General features: G+C 72.7%; 4 protein-coding genes. All 4 read right to left on the bottom strand.

The features are described 5' to 3' along the window. Nucleotides 1-719: DUF6779 domain-containing protein (locus G6021_RS10895; RefSeq protein ID WP_241736521.1), on the bottom strand; the 719-nt coding region annotated here is incomplete at its 3' end. A 91-nt stretch (nucleotides 720-810) separates the two neighbouring features. Continuing rightward, complete coding sequence (locus tag G6021_RS10890) at nucleotides 811-1,287, bottom strand: DUF3180 domain-containing protein (RefSeq protein WP_179524476.1); 477 nt, start codon at nucleotides 1,285-1,287, stop codon at nucleotides 811-813. A gap of 1 nt (nucleotide 1,288) precedes the next feature. Continuing rightward, nucleotides 1,289-1,813, bottom strand: coding sequence for a 2-amino-4-hydroxy-6-hydroxymethyldihydropteridine diphosphokinase (gene folK, locus G6021_RS10885; RefSeq protein WP_182610840.1), 525 nt, complete (start codon nucleotides 1,811-1,813; stop codon nucleotides 1,289-1,291). Next, nucleotides 1,810-2,202, bottom strand: a complete 393-nt coding sequence (folB, locus tag G6021_RS10880; protein WP_179524474.1) for a dihydroneopterin aldolase — start codon at nucleotides 2,200-2,202, stop codon at nucleotides 1,810-1,812. The genes folK and folB overlap by 4 nt, the downstream gene beginning before the upstream one ends. Nucleotides 2,203-2,245 lie beyond the last annotated feature (43 nt).

Genomic DNA, 2,245 nt, shown 5'->3' with positions numbered 1-2,245 from the left:
TCGGGCGTCGACGGCCGGGGGCGCACCGGGCCGGAGGGGCTCGACGAGGCGGGCGGGGTCGAACCGGCCTTGCCGGACGACGCGGGGCTGCTCGAGGCGGGAGTGGTCGAGGCGGGAGTGGTCGAGGCGCGACCCGACGGAGAGGTCCCGAACGGGGGTGTCAGGGTCGATTCCGGTGCTCGACGACGTGGTTCGACGCGCTCGGACGGCACCGATGGCAGTGACGACCCGGCGCCGAGCTCCCCTGCTGTGGTGTCACCACCCACGGCGAGACGCTCGTCGGTCAGGGTGACGCCCATCTGCCCGAGCTGCTCCCGCAACGCGGCGATCTCGTGGCGGAGCGCGTGGATGGAGTCGGTGGTCTCCGCACGCACGGAGTCGCGCAGGTCCTTCTCCACCACGAGCTCGTGCTCGCGGCGGGCGGAGATCTCGCGTTCGAGCTGCAGTTCGTACACGGTGTGCAGGTCGCGGACCCGGGCCGCCTCGGCCGCCGCCTGCCGCCGGTAGCGGGCCACGAGGAACGCCCCGATGAACGCCGCCCAGAGTGCCGAGAGGGTGCCGATCCGCATCCACACCGGATTGTCGGAGAAGACCATCACCACGGTCGCGATGAGTGCCAGCACCAGGAGCGCCCCGAGAGCGATCCCCGCCAGGCCGCGGTCGTCGCCGCGGACGGGGCGGACGGATCGGGGCTTGTCGATCGCGCCGTCGGAACTCATGCCCCGCATGATACGCAGAGAACCACTAGTCACACGGGTAACCAGCGCGTGTTCCTCCAGATGCCCGCCGTCTGCTGACCGCTCGATCCGCTCAGGTCGACTGGGCCAGTCCCCCCACGTCATCGTCGGAGGGCGGGGTCTCGCACGACGACTCGAGGAACAGACCTGCCCCCACGAGCAGCGCCCCGGACACCAGCACCGCCACGGACGACGGCAGCTCGGCGCTGGCCGCCGCCAGCTCACCCAACCTCGGTGCGAAGTAGAGGACGAGTCCGACGCCCAGACCTCCGGCCGCGGCCCCCAGCACGGCCGACGCCTGCCCGAGGGCTGCGCACCGCGCGATCGTCAACGGGTGCATCTGACTGCGGTCCTGACCGACCCCGCCGTCGGAGATCGCGGACCGGATCCGGAGCGCAAGCAGCACGTCGATCAACGCCACCACCGGGAGCGTGACCCATCCCCACCCGAGGGGCGGCAGCGACCCGAGCAGCGAACCGGTCAGGAAGTAGGCGGCCACACCGGCGACGAGTGCGACCAGGACGAGGGTGGACACCGCGATGCGAGTCATGTCAGCGGCTCCACCCTTCGGGGGCCAGCCGGTCGTGCGTCCGGCGGACCGCGGCGACCTCGGCGGGGTCCAGGGCGTCGAGGTGGTCGGTGAGAGCGAGGCCGTCGAGCCGGGCCCCGGGCTCGACCTCCGACCACGGGACCAGGACGAACGCGCGCTCGGCGGCGCGCGGGTGGGGCAGGGTCAGGGACTCGTCCCGGGAGTGCACCGGCGTCCCGTCGACCTCCGCCGACACCACGTCCACATCGAGGGACCTCGGCCCCCAACGGACCTCGCGTGTGCGGCCGGCGGCGCGCTCCCGGGCGAAGCCCCAGTCGAGCACGTCGCGGGGGGACCCGGGGTGGTCGACGACGAGGACCGCGTTGAGGAAGTCGTCCTGCTCCACCCCGCCCCACGGTGGGGTCGCGTAGACGGAGGAGACGCGACGAAGGATGCCCTCCCGGGCGGCGGCGGCCACCGCCCCACGGAGCAGGTCGAGAGAATCCCCCTGGTTTCCGCCGATCGACAGCACGGCCCGACAGGTCACCGGTCCACACCCGGGCCGTCGACGTGGACACGCGAGCGTCGGGCCACCACCGCGACGTCCGCGAACTCGGCCGGGATGGGGGCCTGCGGCTTGTGCAGCGTCACCTCGACCGCGTGTGCCTGCGGGGCCAGGTCCATGATCCCGTCGGCGATCTGCGAGGCCACCGTCTCGATCAGGTCGCGGGGGGCCCCGGACACCACGTCGCGGGCGAAGAGCGCCAGCGCACCGTAGTCGACCGTGTCGGCGAGGTCATCGGACGCCGCGGCCGCGGTGAAGTCGGTCCACAGGACCAGGTCCACGAGGAAGTCCTGGCCGTCGCGTCTCTCGTGCTCGAAGACACCGTGGTTGCCACGGACCCGCAGGCCCCTCAGTTCGATCCGGTCCGCCATCAGCCTTCCTCCACCCCTCCGGCCGCCCAGGCGGCCGTCACCC

Source organism: Dietzia sp. CW19, assembly GCF_014145265.1.
GTDB classification, from domain to species: Bacteria; Actinomycetota; Actinomycetes; order Mycobacteriales; family Mycobacteriaceae; genus Dietzia; species Dietzia natronolimnaea.
The sequence above is the reverse complement of the archived record's forward strand: the minus strand, read 5'-3'. Positions and strand labels throughout refer to the sequence as shown.

Excerpts from the sequence above, each read along its gene's own strand:
- G6021_RS10890 (WP_179524476.1), bottom strand. The coding sequence starts at position 1,287 with ATGACTCGCATCGCGGTGTCCACCCTCGTCCTGGTCGCACTCGTCGCC.
- folB (WP_179524474.1), bottom strand. The coding sequence starts at position 2,202 with ATGGCGGACCGGATCGAACTGAGGGGCCTGCGGGTCCGTGGCAACCAC.